We start from the raw sequence: 20126 nt of genomic DNA, 5'->3' as shown, positions 1-20126 counted from the left end.
TTAGTGCAACTCACGCTGCTGGCTTTGTTTGCCGCTAGCAAGATAATGCTCTTGCACCTGGCTTCTAAACAGAAAGAAGCCGTGCCGCTGGCAGAAAGCTTTACCCGGCAAGAAGTCGCTTGTCTGCAGGCTTTACAAAAACGTTATGAAGGAAAAACAGCCAAGCAGCGGAATCCTTACCCCCAAGACTCTTTACAATGGTGCTACTGGATAATAGCCCGATTAGGCGGGTGGAAACCCCACGAAAAGCAGGCGGGGGTGATTACCCTTTTGCGCGGTTGGAATTACTTCCAGCATATCTTGCACGGGTGGACCCTGGCCCAAAAATTTGTGTCCTAATCGTAGCCCTAATTTAGGGAAGGTGTCCGGAGAGCGGAAGGGTTAAGCTACTCCAGCAGAAAGGCCGCACCGGCGAAGCTAAACAGGTAGAAAAGTATCACATAATACCCAAGAGTCCTAAATAGACAACTGGCTGAGCAGCCTTCCTATGGAATAATGATTATGTGAATTGGTATAATACGTTGGCTTTTATCAAACTAATATTGCTGCCATTAAAATTTCTTGCCCGTAATAGCTTCGGCTACTAAGCGGCCGGTAGCCAGGGCCGCATTCTGCGAAGGATAAGCCAGATAATCGCCGCACCGGTAACGGTTGTGGACCAATTGCAAAGCAGGATTTGCCGGGTTAGGAGCCGTTGGCGGCAAGGCTTCCGGAATAAAATAAGTTTTTAAATAACGCCAGTTTTCTACCGATTCGCCGAACCAGCCTTTTAGTTCTTCTTTTATTTTAATGGCTAAATTTTCCGGCGAAAGGCCGTGGGCACCGTGGGTACTCACCGAAATTAACGATTTACCCGCCGGCGCATAATCCGGAGAAATATCGCTGGGTACACTTAAATTATGCACCACCGATTGGCTGTTGGGGTTTAAGATTAATAGTTTAGAACTGTCCGGCGACTCATCGGCGGTGAAATATGTGCAGGTAGTTTGGTTAAATAATAAAGGAGGTGTTTCGCCCAGCAACCGGGCGGCAGCAGTTGCATCCGTCGCAATTACCAATATACCGGCTTTAAGCTTTTGGCCATTAGCCAGGGTTATTTCGTTATTGGGAGTTAAGGCTGCTACCGGGCTGTTGGTGCGAATACTGCCCGCCGGTAAATTAGCGGCTAACTGCGCCGGAATGGCTTCTATGCCCTGGGCCGGCAAGGTTACATCCGAAGTAGCGAAATATTTAAATAAAAACCGGAAGAAATTACTGCTGGTTTTTAATTCCCTATCAAGGTAAACCCCGCCAAAGAAGGGGGCAAAAAAAGTATTAATTATTTTAGTGCTAAAGCCTTGCTGCCGCAGGTAAGCCATGGTGCTTAAGCCGTTGTTATTTTGTAATAATTTTTCGTCTGATGCCGGAATAATCTGGGCGCCTATTTGCAGTATCCGGAATTTATCGGCTAAGGTGCCTACCTGGGAAAGTAAAGTCGGGAAAAATAGGCTGGGCTCTTTTAAAGGATGAACTACCTTTAAGAAACCTGCTTTTTGTTTAATGAGCGCCCCGGAACGGAATGCTTTTAAAGCAAGCGCTTCGTAATTCAATAATTTGCGGGCTTCGGGGTAATTGGCCAGAAACACCTGAAAGCCGTAGTCCAGTAAATATCCTTTGTATCGTTCCGTCCGGATTCGTCCCCCAACAGTATTACTGCCTTCGAGGAGCAAGAATGGCTGTCCGGCTTTTGCCAGATAAGTAGCACAACTTAAACCTGCCAAACCTGCCCCAATTATTATTACCGGATAATTTTCCATTTATAATTTTAAATAGTTGATATACAACCGTCAGCGGCGAATGTTTAAAATAAATAAATTTTTTTACCTGCTTGATTAAACCTTTAAGCCCCTCAAAACTCTAATAACTGGATTTTTAATTAAAATTGTTTTGGGTGAAAATAAAGAGGTCTGGATATTCCAGACCTTTTTTCATTTATTTCTATCTTAAATCCAGTAACCCAAAGAGCAATTTCAAGCTACTGCTAAAAGGTAATTGTTTAAAAAGTTAATCACCGGCTCCGAGTTTTATTACCAATTCGTCGAGTTCGGGCGTTAACCTAACCTGGCACGATAAGCGGCTATTGTCGGTAACGGCGGGCAGGCTATCCAGCATATATCCTTCATCATCGGAGGGGGCCGGCAGTTCGTGGTCGCTGAGTACTTCTATGTGGCAAGTGGCGCACAAAGCCATACCGCCGCAGGTAGCCGCAATCGGGTAACCGCTGGCTTTTAAAACTTCCATCAAACTCAGGCCCATATCGGTAGGCGCATCCACCGGCGTATTATCACCCGATGGCTCCTGTACATATATTTTTATATCATTCATTTTTAGCTTTTAGTAATTAGTATTTAGTAATTAGTGGTTAGTTTTTAGTGATTAGGGTGCAGCGCAATGTAAGCTATTGGTCTAGCTACTTGCTTCTGACTTAAGTTTTACTTCAAGGTCATGATAAATATCCTTAAGAAATAACCTAACTACTAATCACTAAAAACTAACAACTGCTTATTATAAAGTTGGTACCCCGTTTACAGTAGTATATTTGAGGGTATATTTTTTGTCCGGGTAAATATATTTGTAAGCACTTTGGGCCATCAGGGCCGCTTCGTGGAAGCCGCACAAAATAAGCTTCAGTTTGCCCGGATAAGTATTAATATCGCCAATAGCATAAACACCTTCAATACTGGTAGAATAATCAAAAGTATTTACCACAATGGCGCCATCCTGCAATTCCAGATCCCAGTCTTCCAGCGGGCCTAGTTTTGGCGTTAGCCCGAACAGCGGAATAAAATAATCGGTTTCCTGAATTATATCTTCTTCGTTGTTGAACGAAATGGTTACGGCTTCCAGTTTGTCTTCGCCGCTTACGCCTACTACGTTTGATTTTAGCAATAATTTAATTTTACCGGCTTCAGCCAGGTGCTGTACTTTTTCCGCCGATTCGGGTACACCCCGGAAAGTGGTACCCCGGTGAACCAAGGTAACTTCTTTGGCCACATTCGCCAGGAAAATTGTCCAGTCCAAAGCGGAGTCGCCGCCGCCGGCAATTACCACCCGCTGATCGCGGAATTTTTCCGGATCCAGAATCATGTAATTAACGCCTTTGCCTTCGTACAGCGCTAGGTGCTCGATGGCTGGCTTGCGCGGCTCAAAAGAACCCAAGCCGGCCGCAATCACAATTATCTTACAACTAATTTCGGTACCGGCCACGGTATACACAATAAAAGAACCATCGTCGAGGCGGGTAAAGCGCTCTACGCGTTCGCCCAGCGTGAAAGTAGGCTTAAAGGGTTCTATTTGTTTTTCCAGGTTTTTTACCAGGTCGCCGGCTAATACCTCCGGGTAGCCCGGAATATCGTAAATCGGCTTTTTAGGATAAATTTCAGAAAGCTGGCCGCCGGTCTGGGCCAGGGCATCTACCACGTGGCAACGCATTTTTAACAAACCAGCTTCGAAAACGGCAAACAGACCAACCGGTCCGGCTCCAATAATGCATATATCAGTTGATAAAATATTCATTTGTTAAGAAATATTAATATTAAAATTTATAGAAATAGCCCGTGAGCTAAACCCACAGGTAAAACAAAGAAACAGCAGGAGATGTTACCAATTGGGGCAGCAATTGCCGCAAAGCAGCTAAATATACAAACGGATTTTACCCCCGGTGCAGCCGGTGAGTATAGCAATAACAGGTAAAACTTAATTTGTAAAATTTAGCCTCGGGCAAGAAGCTAATGCCCAAAGGCAGCGGAGATTAAAGACAACAGCAACAACAAGCAGAAGTCAGGCCGGTGGCAGGGATACCCTTTTGGGAAAGCCGGATTAAGTCTGGTTGCACGTTGTTCTTTTTCATTGTATTAAAAGTTTACTAAGGCAATAATGGTGGCCGGGGCCTGGAGGTAAAGCGCCGGGATTAATCCGGGGCGTGAAGCTTTTACCTTTTATAATCTTGATTCTAATACGGTTATCTTAAAAAAAGTTTTAGCCTTATTAAAATAACCTTTGCCTAATCAACAGCGATTAGCCCGCTAATGATTAGGCAAAGGTAATAATATTTATTTAAAAAACTGCTTTGGCAATCTGTACCACCGCATCGGATTTACTCATGGTATAAAAGTGCAGGCAGGGCACGCCAAATTGTATCAGTTCTTTCGATTGCTGAATGGCCCACTCAATACCAACCTGCCGTACCGCCTGTGGCGTTTGAGCTCCTTCGATAGCATCAACCAAATCATCCGGGAAATCGATGTGGAATAAATTGGGTAATAATTTTAATTGGTTTTTAGTGGTAAGCGGTTTAATGCCCGGAATAATGGGCACATTAATCCCGATTTCGCGACAAGCCTTTACAAAATCGCAATATTTTTTGTTGTCGAAAAACATTTGCGTAATGATGTATTCCGCACCCATATCTACCTTCTTTTTTAAATATTTCAGGTCGGTAGCCAGGTTAGGCGCTTCAGCGTGTTTTTCGGGGTAACCCGCCACACCGGGGCAGAAGGTAGTTGGAAGCGGGTTGGCAATATCTTCGTCGAGGTATTTGCCGTGGTTCATGCTTACCACGTGTTGCAGCAAATCGCAGGCGTAGGCGTGCCCATCGGGGTGCGGCCGGAACGTTGCTTCGGTTTTAATCGAATCGCCGCGCAGCACCAGTACATTATCAATACCCAAGAAGTTTAGGTCGATGAGAGCGTTTTCGGTTTCTTCTTTCGTAAAGCCACCGCAAATAATGTGTGGTACCGCATCAACCTTATATTTATTCATAATCGCCGAACAAATACCTACCGTGCCCGGCCGCTTCCGGATGGATATTTTCTCCAGCAAACCGTTGCCGCGTTCTTTAAACACGTATTCTTCGCGGTGATAGGTTACGTTTATAAACGGCGGCTTAAACTCCATCAGCGGGTCGATGCCATCATAAATCGATTGGATGCTGGTTCCTTTTACCGGGGGCAATATTTCGAAAGAAAATAAAGTACTACTCGCGTTTTTTATATGTTCGGTTACTTTCATGTAATCTAATGTGCTAATTTTTTAATGTGCTGATGTGCTAGTTCGGATGCGCTCAATTGAATAATTTTACATTATCTAATTAGCACATTATTTAATCAGCACATTAATTATCGTACCCCAAATTAGGCGAAAGCCAGCGTTCGCCTTCTTCTACTGTAAACCCTTTGCGTTGGGCATAGCTTTCTACCTGGTCTTTGTTTATTTTACCTAAGCCGAAATAACGGGCTTTCGGGTGCGCGAAATAAAACCCGGATACGGCGGCGGTCGGGTACATCGCCATGCTGTCGGTTAAAGTAATGCCGGTATTTTTTTCGGCATCCAGCAACTGGAATATGGTTTTCTTCTCGGTATGCTCGGGGCAAGCCGGGTAACCCGGAGCCGGACGAATGCCTTGGTATTCTTCTTTAATTAAATCATCGTTACTGAATTGCTCTTCTGGTGCGTACCCCCAGTATTCCCGGCGAACCCGTTCGTGCAGCAGTTCGGCGAAAGCTTCGGCTAAACGGTCGGCCAGGGCTTTAATCATGATGCTGTGGTAATCGTCGTGATCGGCTTCGTATTTCTTGATAATATCATCGATGCCAATACCAGCGGTTACCGCGAAAGCACCCATATAATCACTCACACCGGTTTCTTTCGGCGCTACAAAATCGGCTAAGGCAATATTGGGTATATTCTGGCCTTTCTGGCCCTGCTGACGCAACGTCCTGAATGTAGTTAGTAACTGGCTATGTTCCCGGTCGGCGTAAACCTCAATATCATCGCTGTTTACGGTGTTGGCCGGGTAAATACCAATGACGGCACGGGCTTTTAACCATTTTTCTTTCACAATTTGCTTCAGCATTACCTGCGCATCCTGCAACAGGCGGGTAGCTTCAGCGCCTACTACTTCATCGGTTAATATTTTCGGGTATTTGCCGTGCAGTTCCCAGGCCTGGAAGAATGGTGTCCAGTCGATGTAATTCTGGATTTCGCTTAGCGGGTAATCTTCGAATACTTTGGTGCCGATAAACTTAGGCGTATACACTTCGGCCGGTGACCAGTCTATCTTGAATTTATTTGCGCGAGCGGCTTCTAAGCTTAAATAATTGCGGTCTTTTTTGCGGCTGGCATAACTCTCGCGCAATTCCACGTATTCGGCTTTTATTTTCTTAGCGTATTCTTCTTTTTGCTCGGGCTGTAATAAATTGCCTACCACCGGCACACTCCGCGAAGCATCCAGCACGTGCACTACCGGGCCGCTGTAATTCTGGTCGATTTTAACGGCCGTATGCGCTTTAGAAGTAGTGGCGCCGCCAATGAGTAACGGGATATTAAGTTTAAGGCGTTCCATTTCCTTGGCTACGCCCACCATTTCGTCGAGCGACGGGGTAATTAAACCACTTACGCCAATTACATCGGCCCCAATTTCGATGGCGGTTTGCAATATTTTATCGGTAGGCACCATTACGCCCAAATCCACAATTTCGTAGTTGTTACAGGCCAGTACCACACCCACAATATTTTTACCAATATCGTGTACGTCACCTTTTACAGTCGCTAGTAATACTTTACCGGCGTTTTTGGATTCGTCGCCGGGTTGTTTTTCGGCTTCGATAAAGGGTAATAAATAAGCCACGGCTTTTTTCATCACGCGCGCGCTTTTTACTACCTGCGGCAAAAACATTTTACCTTCGCCAAACAAGTCGCCTACTACGTTCATGCCGGCCATTAAAGGGCCTTCAATTACGTGCAAAGGTTTTTCGGCTTGTTGCCGGGCTTCTTCAATATCTATTTCAATGTAATCGGTAATGCCTTTTACCAGCGAGTGGGTGAGGCGTTCCTGTACGGGCGCATCGCGCCAGGCTTCGTCTTTTACCACTACTTTGCCTTTGTTTTTTACCTGCTCGGCAAACTCTAACAAACGTTCAGTAGAATCTGGTCTACGGTTCAACAACACATCTTCCACGCGCTCCAGCAGGTCTTTCGGAATTTCTTCGTAGACTTCAATCTGACCGGCGTTTACAATGCCCATATCCAGACCGGCTTTAATAGCGTGGTACAGGAAAGCCGAGTGCATGGCCTCGCGCACCGTGTCGTTGCCCCGAAACGAGAACGAAATATTACTAACGCCGCCACTTACTTTTACGCCCGGTAAATTTTCTTTTATCCAGCGGGTTGCCCGGATAAAATCAACCGCGTAATTATTATGTTCTTCAATACCGGTGGCTACGGTTAAAATATTCGGGTCGAAGATAATGTCTTCGGGCGCAAAGCCTACTTCTTCGGTTAATATTTTATAAGCCCGCGCACAAATTTCGGTGCGGCGCTCGTAATTATCGGCCTGGCCTTGCTCATCGAAAGCCATCACCACCACGGCAGCGCCGTAGCTGCGCACTTTGCGGGCTACTTCTTTAAATTTTTCTTCGCCTTCTTTTAAACTGATGGAATTAACAATACACTTGCCCTGCACGCACTTCAGTCCGGCTTCAATCACGCTCCACTTAGAAGAGTCAATCATAACGGGCACCCGCGAAATATCGGGCTCGGAGGCAATCAGGTTCAGAAAGTGCGTCATGGCTTTCTCCGAATCGAGCATGCCTTCGTCCATGTTCACGTCGATAATCTGGGCACCGTTTTCTACCTGTTCACGGGCAATCGAAAGGGCCTCATCGTAATTATCGTTCAGAATTAAGCGGGCGAATTTTTTAGAACCGGTTACGTTCGTGCGTTCGCCAATATTTATAAAAGTGGAACCTTCAAAAATAGTTAAAGGCTCTAGGCCGGAATATTTAGGAACGGCTGGTAACTGGGGTTTTTGGCGCGGCGAATATTCGGCAGCAATCCGGGCAATTTCTTTAATGTGCGGCGGCGTAGTACCGCAACAACCACCCACAATATTTACAAAGTTGTGCTCCAGAAAATCACGGATGTGCGCCCCCATTTGCTCCGGACTTTCGTCGTATTCGCCGAAAGCATTCGGTAAACCGGCATTGGGGTAAGCACTCACATAAAACTTAGAAGCCTTAGATAAAGACTGAATATGCGGACGCAATTGCTTCGCCCCCAAAGCGCAGTTCAGGCCCACGCTTAATAATGGCAAGTGCGAAATAGAATACAAAAAGGCTTCTACGGTTTGGCCCGAAAGGGTACGACCACTAGCATCGGTAATAGTACCCGAAACCATAATGGGCAGGCGTTTACCGGTGCGCTGCGAATATTGGTCGATGGCAAATAAGGCGGCCTTCGCATTCAGTGTATCAAATATTGTTTCTACTAGTAAGGCATCCACGCCGCCGTCCACTAAACCTTCTATTTGTTCGGTGTAAGCAATGACCAGATCGTCGTAGGTAATGGCCCGGTAAGCCGGGTTATTTACATCCGGCGACATAGAAGCCGTGCGGTTGGTTGGTCCCATAGCGCCGGCTACAAAGCGGGGCTTATGCGGTTCGCGGGCCGTAAATTCATCGGCAGCTTCGCGCGCAATCCGCGCCGATTCGTAATTCAGCTCGTAAGCCAGACTTTCCATGCCGTAATCGGCCATACCAATGGAGGTAGCGCTAAAGGTGTTGGTCTCGGCAATATCCGCCCCGGCCTCAAAATATTGGCTGTGAATTTCCTTTATAATGTGCGGCTGCGTAAGCGACAGCAAATCGTTGTTGCCCTTCAGGTCCGAAGGATAATCTTTGAAGCGTTCGCCCCGGTAATCGGCTTCTTCCAGCTTGTACTGCTGAATCATGGTGCCCATGGCACCATCCAGCACCAGAATGCGTTTTTTAATTTCTTCTTCGATGCGCGTAATGGCGCTCTCGGTAGCAATTGTTGTCATAGCAATCGTGCGTTAAGCAAAAATTAAAGCTTTTTAAGCTATTTTTTTGCTTATCAAGATATTCGTGTGAGTTAGTCCGGATTTATGCAATCTGTTTATCTCATCTTTCCCACGGCCGTGCGCCGTTTACGGGATGGAAGTAGCACCCTGCTTGCCAGGGTTGCTAAGACTTCAGCGGGCCATATCCCTCGGTCTTTCTTGATAAGTGGTGCAAATATAAATATTTAGAAGATAATTAGCAAATTTATATGTTATACTTCCTATATAAGTAGGACTTCCGAATACAAAATTTTATTATGGTACTGGCGGGTGGCAGGGCAGGAATAAGAATATTTAAAAATGAGGCGTTTAAATCAGCGACAGCGCATTTATTTAATAGCCCGCCGATGAAATAAATGCATACAGCAGGGCCACCATCAGGCCGGCGCCAATGCCGGTACCCGCTACTACTTTTTTAATTTTTTTGTTGTGGGCTTGTTGTTTGTAGCCGCGTACGTAATGCTGGTTTTGCAGCAACGTTATTTCCGATACCTGTTGGTAATTTATTTTCGGCGGAATGGCCCCAATAATGATAGGACCAGGTAAGCCAGCCAGCATGGTTGCTGCCGCGGTTCCCCACATGGGGCCATTGCCTTTGTAATATTTTCTGGCGTCAGCCCGGCCGCGTTCATACATTTCCCGCGAATCTAAGGCTGTCAGAGAGTTCGTCTGCGGGTCGATATGGGAAATGATTTCTTTGGTGCCATTGCTGTATTTAACCATAAAGACCTGCTTTTTCGGGATGGTACGCGGCAGGCTTTGCAGCGAATCCGGATGTTTGTAAACCACATCTTGTTGGGTTATTTCGGTTACTTTCACCAGCAATTCATCGCCGGTTAGGGTTATTATCAGGTCCTGCGCTTGCAAGCTAAATTGTATTGCAGAGAAAAGTAATAAGAGGAGTAGGTGTTTTTTCATGGGAGATAACGCATTAAATATTTTTACCCAGTTACGGGCTTGTGTTTCGGGTAGTAAATTGAATAATTTTATGCACCAAAATTAAGGACCAATAATAGCCTTTGGGTAATTAATATTTCGGAAATCAGACTTTTGTTTTTATTTATTAATTTAGGTAATATTTTGTAAATCAACATATTATATATTGGTTTTGTGTACTTTGTAAAATAGTGGTGGCTGCTCCTGGCTAGTTCTGGTGGCAGTTTAGTTTAAAATATATATGGATGATCTGAAAATTACCATTGATACTTTGTCGGCGGAAGACAAAAAAGAATTTAATTATTTTATTCAGCGACAGAAATCGAAACGAAACCGCAAAGATTACGAGTTATTCCAGTTGCTGCAAGGCAAAAAGCAGTACAAGCCCCAGGAAATAATACACCGGCTGTACCCCGACGAACCCAATGCCGTGGCGTATTATGCCCTCCGCAAGCGCCTGACGCAGCACCTCACCGATTTTATTGTGCTGAAACGCATGGAAGAAGACCCGACGGCGGTATCATCCATTATGGGAACCCTGGCGGTAGCTAAATATTTGTTTGATGTACGCGTAGACCGCTTGGCCTGGAACATGCTGCGCAAAGCCGAGAAATTGGCCGCTACGAACGAGCAGTTCGATTTGCTGAACACCATTTATAATGTGCAAATAGAAAAAGCCGACTCTGAATTTGCCGATGATCTGGACGAAGTAATCCGGAAGCGCAACGAAAATAAACTGGCCGCCGACGAAGACGAACGCGCCAATATTGCCAATAGTATTATTACAAAACAACTGGAAGCCGCCCGCCGGCAAGGCCGCGATTTGCAGATAGATGCCACTATTCAATCGGTTTTAAAGGCATACGGCCTGACGGAAGCGGTAAGCCAGCGGCCGGCGTTATTTTACAAACTCATGTCCATTACCCGTAGCTCGGTGCTGGCCCGGAAAGATTTTTATTCTTTTGAGCCGTATATTATCAGCCAGTATGAGCAAGTTAGGGCTACGCACGGGTTTTCGCCGGCCCATCAGCATTACAAAATTAGTTTGCTGTACATGATTGCCCACGTTCTGTATCGCAACCGCAAGTTTGCTCAATCGAACCATTATTTAGCCGAATTATACCAAGCCCTAACCGGCGAAGGAAAAAGTTTGTACGCGGCGTTTTATGCCAAATACGTTTTTCTGAAAACTGCCAACGATGCCTTCTTGAGCAACTTATCCGAATCTTTAGCCCTGATGGAAGATTTGCTGCAGCGCAAAAGCCATTTATTAAGTCAGCGCGATATTTTAACAGCTAGTTTGGGCTTAGGCTTTCTGTATTTTGCCCAGGGCGCTTACCAGAAAGCCAACCGGGTTTTGTTGGGCATCAGTCATTCGGATAAATGGTGCGAAAAAATAATGGGCAAGGAATGGCTCTTAAAAAAATGCCTGGGCGAACTGATATTGCAGTACGAATTTGGGAACCCGGATTTAGCGCTGGATAAATTAAAGAGCCTGATGAAAAATTTTGGGGAATTGTTAGCGCAGCCGGTTTACAGCAATGTACATGCTTTTCTGCAGTTGCTGGAGCAGTTGTTTCTGCAGCCCGATGCCGCTACCCGCCGCGCCTTTTTACAGTACGTAGAAAATGCCTTAAGTTTTGTACCCGCCGAACGCGAAGATTTACAGGCCATGAGCTACTACGCATGGCTTAAATCTAAAATGGTCAGCCGGCCATATTACGAAGTGCTGCTGGAACTGGCCCGTTAAACTTGGATTTAAAAGTTATAGCCCAGTAATTAATCTCTTTAGCCTTTTTGTTAAAGAATATTTATTCAGGAGGAATATTTCATTTCTCAAACTAAACCGCTTCTTAAAGAAGAATTCGTAAAGCCCAATCCGGTTTAATCTGATTAACAGTCTTTGTCCTGCCCTTGAACGGGTACTAATTAAATGCCTGGTAATAATTATCCGGCAAAATGGGCTATTATTCATTTAAAGTATAGTTTATAACTTTTCTTCTACCCATAAAAAGCCGGCTGCCAATAAGAACAAACAGAAAAACCAAACCGGCGAAATGGGCACTTCCTGCCGCCTTATTTTTCCTGCTAGCAAAGGCGCAGAGTGTTTTTGCGCATACTCCTGGTTTAGCTGGATGAGCTTGTTTTGCCGTACTGTTTGCCAGACCGAATCGGGGTAAATGTAAAAATAAGATGGTAGGCCATTTAACTTATTTACCTGATGCCAGCCTGATTCAAGCGGCCAGAACTGGCCGGTAAACCGATGGGACAATACCTGATCTTGGAGTAACGGCAACTCAAAAGGATTGGTGCCGACCCTTTTGACTTCCGCCTCTGGCAGGGCCGCCCCAGTAGAAAAAGTATAATCTGAAAGCTGTAAAGAAACGGGCTGATGAACTACGGCGGATAAGGGATGGAGCAGGTGCCAGCTAAAGTCCTGAATTTCCGGTTTAATTAACTGGCCCAGCAAATGAGACCAGAAAGCGGAATACTGGGCGGTGTTGCCGGCCAATTGCCAGCTGAATGTTTGCGGAATTAACGTTACACCAACTTTACCCCAATTATAAGGCTGACTGGCAGCTAAAGTGCTTTTATTTGTCCAAACCAGTTTTTGCTGATTGGCTTGCACTGAGATGGCAAAAGGTAAAGCCGTGGCCGGATAAGTCTTTGATTGATTTTGCCAGCTTACTTGTAATGGTACTGTGTTTCCGGACGGATTTGGATGGCTGATAAATTTGAAATTTTTAAATAATGCAGGAGTGGCTTTTAGGGGTAAACTTTCGGGTATGAGCAGCAAACCCAAACCATTCTGTACGGCTAAGAACAAAGCATTTCTTTCGGCAGAGTTTAAACTTTGCAACATATCCGGGTCGGTAATCACCAAATCGAAGCTGCGTAACAGGTTAGGCGTAAGCCGTTCTAAAGGCTTTTTAGGCAGGTTCAGGTATTCGGTTTGATAGATAGCTTTACTGATGGAAATACGCCAAGCTACGCCATGCTGCTGACCGGCGAGAAAATTTTTAAGAAATTTAAACTCGAAATTGGGAGAGGAGGACAGCAATAAGACCTGGTATAATTTCCGGGGTTCTACCTGCACCGGTACCAGACCAGCTAGTTGTTTGCCGGCCGCATCTTTACGCAGCAAAGAAAATACAGAACGCCCAACCTGTTTGGGTTGGTAGCGCAACGTGAACCGGTTAGTTCCAGCAGCAGATAAGACCAGGGAATCGAGTACAGAAGAGCCAGACTGGAGATATATTTTTGTTTCTTGCTCTTTTTTCTGGTAGAACTGCCCGGTAATATTTAATGGTTCGCCTAGCTGGAGTTTGTTTGGCCAATGCACTGTGGTAAAACCCTCTGGCGGAGCGCTTAAATGCGGAATAAGTTCCACCGAATCTAGCCCTGCTAATTCGGCTCTATCCAGCCCGAACCCTAACAAGTGAATTCTTTGCGTACTTGGGTATAAATAAGGTAAAGCTGCTACCGTGGCCAGGGCAGGATAGTGGCTGGCAGCATCCTTATAACTCAGTATAATTGGGCGAGGCGGTAATAATTTCTTTAAAGAATTCAGCGAATCTGCAGAAAAGCCCGGCGTAAGCAAGATTATATCCGAAGCATTAAGGCTGATTTTCCGCTGGGGCGGTAAAACCATAAGTACCAGGCTGGCCACGGCTAATACAGTTGCCAGACACCGGGCAAGAAGCAAACGGCGGTTCGGGCGATGCCAGGCAAGCCAAAGTAAAATTAAAGTCAGAACGAACGCACTTGCTAGTATTATAGTGGTTTGCAAACCTAATTATTTTAATCTTTTGAAATATTGTTCGGCTAAAGCATGCCGGTACCTGGTTGGTGCCGCCGGCGCCGGTAATGGTGCTGGCAGAACCCGCTCCATTACGCCGGTAACCGAGCTTAGGCAAGAGGAGCACAGGCTTTTTCCTGCCTGGGTTTCCCGGATAAGTTGTCGCAAATCTTGCAAGCCTTTTAAATATTGGCCGGGCTTATTGGCCGCCACCCGGGCTAATTCCTGACCGCCCCGTTGGAGTACTAATGCATCTGGGGTGGTAGCCGGTTGGCCGGGTGTTTGCTGCCCCAACCAGAGCAAGGCCTGCCGGATAGCAGGATAGTTTTGTTTTTCTTTCTGTTCGGCCTGGTTTGTAGGCGCCGCAATTTTATCTAACTCACCGCTTAAGCGTTTTTCTTTTTCTATAATAAGTGGCGGATCAAAGCCCATTTTGCGCACATACACCCTCGATTTCTGCTGTACTTCTTTCAGCAGGCGTAAGGCTTTGTATTCAAAAGGTAATGCCTTAGCCGGCAGACTTAAACGTAGTTGCAGTTCGGCTTCCCACATCTGCGACAAAGCGGCTTTTAATTGAGCTTTTACCTGGGGCTCGAAAAAAGTAGCATCTTCTTCCGTGTCGTGTTTGTGTAAGTAGGGGTCCAGTAATTCCGCCGCACTGTTTTGCGTTTCCGGGGTGCTGGTGTGGTCGTGGCCATCGTCCGCGCTATGTTCTTCCGGTTCTTTCCCGTTGGGTCCTATGGTAGTAGACGATTCTTCGCCCAGAAACTTGCCGTAGCGCAAACGCAATATTTTCTGTTCCCCGGCAAGGTCGTTCGATCTTTCCCGAAAAGCTTCCGGACTTAATTTGTTTTTCTCCTGCAATAATTTCTCGGTATCTATAATAAGCTGGCGCTGACTCCGGAAATAAGCTGGCACCACCGACAAAGGCAGCGAAACATCGGCACCAGCGGTAATTACCGTTGTATCTTCTAACTGCACCAGATAAGTTTCGGATCGGGCACTGTTACGGTGGTTGTCCTGGGCTTGCAGGAAGAAATACAACTCATCGGCATAGGTCATGCCCATTGCTTTTAAGTCTAGTTTTTGCCGGACGGTCCACTTACCGGTTGTACCGGCAGGCTGCAGGATTAACGGAAAGGTTTTTTCGGAAAACTTTACGCTTTCCCCGGAACCCTTGGCAACGGTGGCCGTGAGGGTAGCTTTATGTAAACCGTAATCATCACTTAGGGTGGCCAGTACCGTTACCTGTTGCGGCTGGCCGAAGGTTAATTGGGTGTATTGTTTTGGTTGGGTAATTGTAATGGAAGGAGCCTGGTCGGGGATTATTTCCACGGCGTAGAAGTCGGACTTTTTCCCGTTAAGATCCAAGGTATAAATAAAGGAGGTAGCAGGCGTAAAAGTGGCTTCGTACGTATGGGGCGCATTAGCTACTTTTCGAAAGTTCAGGTTTTTTTTCTCCTGAACGGAAAGCCGGATATCTTTAATTTCGCCCGCTGTTTGAATGCGCCAGGTTAGGCGAGCCCCTGCCTCTGCTTTAAAGCTGGGATTTTGGACCGAATAAGGTGCCCGGCGAGTGTAAGCTGGGGGTGTTACCTGAATGGTGATTTCTTTTATTTCCGGTACAACCTGTTGAATGGCTTGCAGTTGTTTTTGGGAAAAAGGTGCCTTGATTGATACTTCCGGTTGTGCGACTTTTGGGCCCGGTAAAAATAACATCAAGGCTGATAACAGCACACTGGAACCAAATATTATTAAAGCAGGCCGATACGAAACAGGTATGGCTTCCCGGGCATTTAGGGTGGATAAGGTTGGTGTAATCCGGTTTACCTGAAGCTTTTCCAGCGGGTTTAGTTTGTCGGTTGGCTGTAATACCAGGTGCGAGCTTTCTTCCAGTTTGGTTTCCGTCCGGTTTAAATAGCGGCTAATGCTGTGCAGCGAAGTTTCTTTAACTTTCTGAAATTCCCGGTAAAGAAGCATGCAACCAATGAGCCAGAAGCCTGAAATAATGCAGGTAGCCGCTGTGCCTACTGTCCAGCGCAGATAAACAGACCCGAACAGCAGCGAAAAAGAAAAAAGCAGCAACAGATAAAACAGGCCTTTGCGTTGCACGTAATCTTTCTTCAGGTTTAAAATTATTTCCTGGCCGCTCATATTAATCGCTTCCCTTTCTTATAAGCCCACCATCTTTCCGTTAAAAACAATAGTGCACCAAGAGCTAACAATAAATATTTTAGGTCCTGCTGCACCTGGCTGTAAAACATTGGCTGCTGCGTTGTTTTGGTTAAGCTAGGTTGCACCTGTATATTTTCCAGTTCACGCCAGTCCTGGCGAATTTTCGCTTCCGGAAAAATAAGATAGCTAAGCAGTTCCGGGATAAAGCTGCTTTGGGGCAGATTATTCCACTGGTTATTAAACCGGCTGCCAAAATAATAGAGGCCACCTTGGCCCACCGATTTATACTGCAGCACCGGCTCACCAAAATTATTCTGCCAAACGCTGTTTCCTCCCTGCTGAACCAAACGGACCTGTTGTGCCAAAGAAATAGGTGTGGGCAATTGTTCGGTAGTTATGAAATTAGCTAGCATTAATTTGGGAGTAGTGGGAGCATCTTTAAATACAGAGAGGCCTTTTTTTATTTCCATCTGAATGTAAACCGGCAGCGGCTGGTCGGAAAGCCAGAAAAGCCAATCAATATGATTAATGTTAATCGGGCGGGTAGCCGTAATTTGGGTTAGGTTTAACCGTCGGCCGGTATAACTGCTCAACGCAGCCAGGGCGGCGCTCACATATTTGCTATCCTGTTCCCGGCTTTTATCATAGTACAAAGCTATATTTTTACCGGATTTTTTTACTGGTACCTGGTTAGGGCTGTTTTGAAAAGAAATAAAAGCCTGATTTATGCTTTTTGTATAAATTAAAGGTAGCAGGCCAGGCAAGTTTAAGACCTGGTTTGGGGTGGGGGTAGTAAAAGAAATATTGGAGAAACGAATGCCCCCTTTTCTCTTCTGCCCGATAACTACTGTTAACGAATCCGGGCGGTTCTGGAAAGCTTCCTGCACAAACAGGCTATCGTATTGATTTACCGGAATGGTAAGCCAGCGACTAGAAGCGGGGAAAAGGGGACGGGCGCCGGCAAAGTGTACAAACTGGTTATCGGTTACGAAGAGGTGTTCCTGCGCCCGGTAGAATTGCTGGTGAACGGCATTGGCCAGTGCCCAATAATTTAAATTGCCTGAAAGTTTATTCTTTTCTTCCTTACCGGTTTTAAGGTTTTCCCAGGATTGGGTTGAAATAGGAAGAAAACCTAAACTAAATTCCCGAAGTTGGTAATTATTTTTTAACAGGGAATCGATGGTGGTTTGTACCAACGGTAAATTCTGGGGTTGGAGCAGCGAAGGCGATACCCACAAATACCGGTGGCCTGGTTGGCGACTGATTTGCTGCCAAACCGGCTGGCACAGAAATAAAACCAAGGTTAGTAAAAGAAAACAGCGCAGCAACAGCAAAGGCCAGTCGTGTAGTTGCAATTGGCGGGCTTGTTGGCTGGCGGCAGCCTGCAACCAGCGGACACTGCCTACTTTAATCACCTTTGGCTGCTTTTTATTCCATAAATGAATGAGCACCGGAACCAGCAAGCCGGTGAGCGCCCAAAGCCAATAAGCGGAAAGCAGTTGCAGCATTAAAAGTTATAGTGTTAAGAGATTAAAGTTAAGCGTTAATTGCGGGTAAAATATTGATGATATTTTAAGATGAATATTTTTAGCAATATTATTTGCCTGAAATTTTGTTTTTGAGTTACTGATTTACCTTCTCCGGACTTTCAGGAAGATGCGTAAAGCCTTGTCGAGGGGCTCCTGGATAAAAAACCGGTCGTAAGTAATTTGTTTCTTGCGCATCAGGGTGGCAATTTCCTGGAGCCAGCTTTGGTACTGTTTTTCGTATTGTTCCTGGTAATTAGGGGCATTTACCTGTATGGTTTGGCCGGTTTCCAAATCTTCGAATAAAACGGTGCCTTTATAATCTAAGGCTATTTCTCGTTGGCCCACCAGGTGCAGCAGCAATACTTCCTGGCCGCGGCTGCGCAAATTCCCCAAGAGGCTGGTTATTTCGTTTTCCTGCTCGTACAAATCACTTAAAAAAATGGTAATTGTTTTTTTTCGGGTGTTTTGCAGGAGACTATTAACCACTTGTTTCGAGGCAAACTTTCCGGCTGCTGTCATTTGCTCCAGGGCTAGCCAGAGTCGCTGCAAACGGTTACCACCTTCCGGCAAAATATTCGCTATTTTATTTTCCTGGAGCATATACAACATTACCTCGTCGCTTTGTTGTGTAGCCAGGTAAGCCAGACAGGCTACGGCTAATTTGGCGTAGGTTAGTTTGCTCAAGCCATCTTCTTCGTGGTTCATAGAATTGCTGGCATCTACCACAAACTGAATGCGCAGATTCGTATCTGTTTCGGATTCGCGTATGTAGTAGCGGTCGGAGCGGGCAAACATTTTCCAGTCGAGTTGCCGCAAATCGTCACCGGCCTGGTAACTGCGATACTGGCTGAACTCAATCCCGGCTCCGCGTTTCAGGCTTTGGTGCTGGCCGGCCATAAAACCTTCCACCACCATTCGCGCTACCAACGACAAATCTTTGATAGCGGCTAAGGTTTGCGGAGAAAGGAGTTTCGTACCCATGTTACTTCAAGATAGGGGTAGGTAGTTTAATGGCCGCCAATAATTCTGTTACTACCCAATCGGTGTCTACCCCGTCGGCTTCGGCGTTAAAGCCAGTAACCATGCGGTGGCGCAGCACGGGATAAGCCAGCGTTTGCACGTCCTGAGCCGTAACGGCAAAGCGCCCGCGCAGCAAAGCCCGGGCTTTGGCCGTTAATATTAAGGCTTGGCCGGCGCGGGGACCAGCGCCCCAACGTACGTATTCTTTAACAAAAGCTACCGGAGAAGTAGTTGGCCGGGTGGCGCGTACCAGCAGGTTTACGTATTCCACTAAATCCGGGCTGATACTTACATCCCGCACCAGTTGTTGCAGTTGCACCAGGTCAGCAGCAGTTAAGGCGGGTTTTAACGGTTGTTGGTGGTTACCAGTGGTGCCGGTTAAAATTGCTAATTCTTCCTGCTCGGTCGGATACTGAATCCGGATGTACAATAAAAATCGGTCGAGTTGGGCTTCGGGCAACGGATAGGTGCCGGCCTGTTCAATGGGATTTTGAGTTGCCAGAATAAAGAATGGCTTAGGCAGCGAATAGGTTTTACCGGCATAGGTTACTTCAAATTCCTGCATGGCTTCGAGCAAGGCAGCCTGGGTTTTGGGTGGTGTCCGGTTTATCTCGTCGGCCAATACAATATTGGCAAATACGGGTCCTTCGTTAAACTTGAAAAAACGTTTGCCGGTGGTATGGTCTTCTTCTAATATTTCGGTTCCTAAAATATCGGTGGGCATTAAATCCGGGGTAAACTGAATCCGGCGAAAAGCGCAATCAGTAGCGCCAGCCAGCGTTCGCACCAGTAAGGTCTTAGCTAAGCCGGGCACGCCTTCCAGCAATCCGTGGCCTCCGGCCAGCAAAGTAATTAGTACTTCGTCGAGTACTTTTTCCTGCCCCACAATTATTTTCCCGATTTCGGTGCGCAAAGCGGGAAGTTTAGCCAAAAGATTATTTATTCTTTCTTCAGTGTTCATTTAAAAATTATCTGTGAACTAAAAGCAGCTATGGTAAGCAGAAATATTTTATTTTAAAGTCTAAAATATTGTTTTCTAAAATATTGTTTTAAAAAAAAGGCATCTCAGGAAGTTAAGGCATACATAATAATATTTATTCCAAATTTGGTGTTGTCTTCGGCGAGCCAGCGTTTGTTCCGGAAGTCGTAATCCCATTCGCAACCGTAATCTTTATTGCTGTATAAAACGCCAATCCGGCCATTAATCTGGATGGCTTTCAGATATTCGTGCACCAGATCATCGCCCCAGCCATTCAGTTCAAAACCAGTGGCCGGTGGGCCATCCGGAAATTTGAAAAATAATTTATACAGAGCGTGATTATTGGGAATTTTTTTCAGGCTGCCCGCGCCAAAACAGGCTTCCATCTGACGCTCAAACGAACGGGCAAATAAGCCATCGATGTCGTGGTTGCAATCATCTACAAATACAAAGCCCCCATTGCGGACATACTGCTCAAAATTTTTCTTTTCCTTAGCGTTAAACTGCACCAATTTATGCCCACTGAGGTAGCAGAAAGGATAGGAGAATAATTCCTGACTTTCAAGTAAAATTACTTTTTCCTGCAGGTTAACTTTTAAGGTAGTGTATTCGATTAAAGAATTCAGAATATTGGATGGCATCCGGATGTCGGTGTCCCAATCGCCGGAACGATATTGCAAGCGAACAAACGTAAAAGTGGAAGAAAAAGGCATGTGTGCAATTTCAAACGGGGCAACCGGCTTTTTATTCCGTTGCTATTTTAATCCTTGGTTACCGAAAATAGCTAATAAT

13 protein-coding genes, 1 pseudogene and 1 riboswitch are annotated in these 20126 nt (G+C 45.8%); of the genes and pseudogenes, 2 read left to right on the top strand and 12 right to left on the bottom strand.

Annotation, left to right across the window (positions count from 1 at the left end):
* Positions 1 to 339: pseudogene (locus tag F0145_RS26360) on the top strand (IS4-like element ISSysp3 family transposase); the annotation flags it as partial.
* A 212-nt stretch (positions 340 to 551) separates the two neighbouring features.
* On the opposite strand, the gene F0145_RS23930 reads toward F0145_RS26360, so the two are convergent.
* From F0145_RS23930 to F0145_RS23905, 6 genes are all read right to left on the bottom strand, one after another.
* The gene (locus F0145_RS23930; protein ID WP_150092798.1) at positions 552 to 1796 is read right to left on the bottom strand and encodes a protoporphyrinogen/coproporphyrinogen oxidase; all 1245 of its coding nucleotides are present in this window, start codon (positions 1794 to 1796) and stop codon (positions 552 to 554) included.
* Between the two features lie 247 nt (positions 1797 to 2043).
* The gene (locus tag F0145_RS23925; protein WP_150092796.1) at positions 2044 to 2364 is read right to left on the bottom strand and encodes a 2Fe-2S iron-sulfur cluster-binding protein; all 321 of its coding nucleotides are present in this window, start codon (positions 2362 to 2364) and stop codon (positions 2044 to 2046) included.
* Positions 2365 to 2544: 180 nt separating this feature from the next.
* A complete protein-coding gene (locus F0145_RS23920) occupies positions 2545 to 3549 on the bottom strand; it encodes an NAD(P)/FAD-dependent oxidoreductase (RefSeq protein WP_150092804.1) in 1005 nt (334 codons plus the stop codon).
* A gap of 546 nt (positions 3550 to 4095) precedes the next feature.
* Positions 4096 to 5049 (bottom strand): methylenetetrahydrofolate reductase [NAD(P)H], encoded by a 954-nt coding sequence (gene metF / locus F0145_RS23915; protein WP_150092794.1) that lies wholly within the window; start codon positions 5047 to 5049, stop codon positions 4096 to 4098.
* Positions 5050 to 5152: 103 nt separating this feature from the next.
* Positions 5153 to 8857 carry a methionine synthase gene (metH, locus tag F0145_RS23910; RefSeq protein WP_150092792.1) on the bottom strand — a complete coding sequence of 1235 codons (3705 nt, stop codon included), beginning with the start codon at positions 8855 to 8857 and terminating at the stop codon, positions 5153 to 5155.
* Between the two features lie 97 nt (positions 8858 to 8954).
* A riboswitch (SAM riboswitch) is annotated at positions 8955 to 9065 on the bottom strand.
* A gap of 164 nt (positions 9066 to 9229) precedes the next feature.
* A complete protein-coding gene (locus F0145_RS23905; protein WP_150092791.1) occupies positions 9230 to 9814 on the bottom strand; it encodes a hypothetical protein in 585 nt (194 codons plus the stop codon).
* A gap of 259 nt (positions 9815 to 10073) precedes the next feature.
* Here F0145_RS23905 and F0145_RS23900 point away from each other — a divergent pair, with 259 nt between their 5' ends.
* Positions 10074 to 11582, top strand: coding sequence for a hypothetical protein (locus F0145_RS23900; RefSeq protein WP_150092790.1), 1509 nt, complete (start codon positions 10074 to 10076; stop codon positions 11580 to 11582).
* Between the two features lie 237 nt (positions 11583 to 11819).
* Here the strand turns inward: F0145_RS23900 and F0145_RS23895 are convergent, their stop codons facing one another.
* The 6 genes from F0145_RS23895 to F0145_RS23870 all read right to left on the bottom strand — a co-directional run bounded on the left by F0145_RS23895 (position 11820) and on the right by F0145_RS23870 (position 20047).
* Entirely contained in the window at positions 11820 to 13622 is a 1803-nt protein-coding gene (locus F0145_RS23895; protein WP_190277626.1) for a hypothetical protein, read from the bottom strand.
* Between the two features lie 6 nt (positions 13623 to 13628).
* Positions 13629 to 15785: a DUF4175 family protein gene (locus F0145_RS23890; protein WP_150092787.1), complete on the bottom strand. Its 2157-nt coding sequence runs from the start codon at positions 15783 to 15785 to the stop codon at positions 13629 to 13631.
* Positions 15782 to 17314, bottom strand: coding sequence for a BatA domain-containing protein (locus F0145_RS23885; RefSeq protein WP_150092785.1), 1533 nt, complete (start codon positions 17312 to 17314; stop codon positions 15782 to 15784). Before F0145_RS23885 ends, F0145_RS23890 begins: the two co-directional genes overlap by 4 nt.
* A gap of 123 nt (positions 17315 to 17437) precedes the next feature.
* Positions 17438 to 18316, bottom strand: a complete 879-nt coding sequence (locus tag F0145_RS23880; RefSeq protein ID WP_150092783.1) for a DUF58 domain-containing protein — start codon at positions 18314 to 18316, stop codon at positions 17438 to 17440.
* Between the two features lies 1 nt (position 18317).
* Complete coding sequence (locus F0145_RS23875) at positions 18318 to 19316, bottom strand: AAA family ATPase (RefSeq protein WP_150092781.1); 999 nt, start codon at positions 19314 to 19316, stop codon at positions 18318 to 18320.
* Between the two features lie 104 nt (positions 19317 to 19420).
* Complete coding sequence (locus tag F0145_RS23870; protein ID WP_150092779.1) at positions 19421 to 20047, bottom strand: DUF4159 domain-containing protein; 627 nt, start codon at positions 20045 to 20047, stop codon at positions 19421 to 19423.
* Between the last annotated feature and the right edge of the window lie 79 nt (positions 20048 to 20126).

Source organism: Adhaeribacter rhizoryzae, from assembly GCF_008629685.1.
GTDB classification, from domain to species: domain Bacteria; phylum Bacteroidota; class Bacteroidia; order Cytophagales; family Hymenobacteraceae; genus Adhaeribacter; species Adhaeribacter rhizoryzae.
The sequence above is the reverse complement of the archived record's forward strand: the minus strand, read 5'-3'. Positions and strand labels throughout refer to the sequence as shown.